At 40.8% G+C, this 1455-nt stretch carries 2 protein-coding genes; both read right to left on the reverse strand.

Annotated features, from left to right (window positions below):
• Positions 1-40: 40 nt before the first annotated feature.
• Positions 41-439 (reverse strand): hypothetical protein, encoded by a 399-nt coding sequence (locus F6K49_RS48625; protein WP_293109872.1) that lies wholly within the window; start codon positions 437-439, stop codon positions 41-43.
• A gap of 228 nt (positions 440-667) precedes the next feature.
• Positions 668-823, reverse strand: coding sequence for a hypothetical protein (locus F6K49_RS48630; protein ID WP_293109874.1), 156 nt, complete (start codon positions 821-823; stop codon positions 668-670).
• Between the last annotated feature and the right edge of the window lie 632 nt (positions 824-1455).

The raw sequence follows: 1455 nt of genomic DNA on the forward strand, positions 1-1455 counted from the left end.
TTTTTTATCGGAGAGTAGCTTGAACAATTTTTTCTAATTCTTATTCTGTTTTATGTAAGAGTTTTTCTCGTTTTTGAGCCCTTGACTCAGCAGTTATTGGATTGCGACAAGCGATTAATCTTTCCCCCGGATAATCTACGGATTCCACTTCCACTAAATTTTGTTCATCAAACAGTCCCAGTTGAATCACTTCTTGGTCAGCCAAGAGTTTGATTTGAGCAGCAGTTAAGGCTGTAATCCAATCGAGATCCTCTCTTGTCGAGAACTCTTGGTTGATACGGGTTTGAGTAATCATGCCTCTATCTCCAACCCAGATGATTCTGGAGAGTCCAAAGCGATCACGGACTTTCTCGATTTGTAAGGCCATTGTGGTAGTGTCGGATGTATTTCCCTCAAAAACTTCCACAGCAATGGGACATCCTTCTCGATTACACAGCAAGCCAAATACTATTTGTTGTTTTCCCCTTTTTTTGTCTCGACTATAACCGTAGCTTGCTCTTAGACAGGTTTTTCCCTGTGGCCTACGGCCTCCGCTACGCGAACAAAATAGGTGGAACTGACATCATACAGAACTAATGCACCCTCTTCTAAATGCTTTTTCGCCAGTTCATTTTCAATTCTTGTTTGTCTAGCTATCAGCCAATAAGCGGCTTCATATAAGTCATCTTCATCTGTTGATTCGTTCTCCGAGTAGATGGCTCAAAGATGAACCACAAGTTTCCTGATTTAATCCTCTAGCCGTTGCCAATTTTGAACAGGGGTCAATTATTCGGGCAACTATCATGGCGATGATAACTGCCCGATTTTTTGAAGCAAAACCCATCTATTAGTTCTGGAACTCCTAATTTGTTCAGAGTGCCTAGAACCCCGGAAATATGGCCATGAGGTAAGCTTCTTTTTATCTGAAAAGCCTCCCCATAATTTTCAACGGCCACTCCTCCTTTGAGTACAATGCGTAAATTTTCGATGACATCATCAGGTAATTTAGACAGAGAACGCTAGGGTGCGTTTACGAACTTTATTTCCTTCTCGGTATGATTCCCTGAGAAGGACAGCAGGTGGTGAGTTTCGATTGGGAACTCGTTCTATATACATGACTACATTATCGCCAAAGTTACCCAACCTTGAATCTTAAGAAAATTGGAAAATTACATGGGCACACAAAGAGTATGCTAAATAAAGCTTATCCCTTATGGGGATAGCCTTTCCGTGCTCTAGTAGTACAAAAGTACAGGGGAACTTCAGTTAAAATCAACTCCATTGGAGTTTAGATACTATTTGGAATGAAGATCAATGTCAGATCCTTTCCTTTCATAGTCCTCGGAATTTTGCTCTACAAGGAGCGGATCGCACTTAATGCTCTTAATCAGGAGAAAACCTTCAATAGCAGTCAACACCTTAAAAGCAAACAGGCTGTTATGAACCATGATTATATGATGACTGTTATCAGTTCCA

Source organism: Moorena sp. SIO3I6, assembly GCF_010672095.1.

Excerpts from the sequence above, each read along its gene's own strand:
- F6K49_RS48630 (WP_293109874.1), bottom strand. The coding sequence starts at position 823 with ATGGGTTTTGCTTCAAAAAATCGGGCAGTTATCATCGCCATGATAGTT.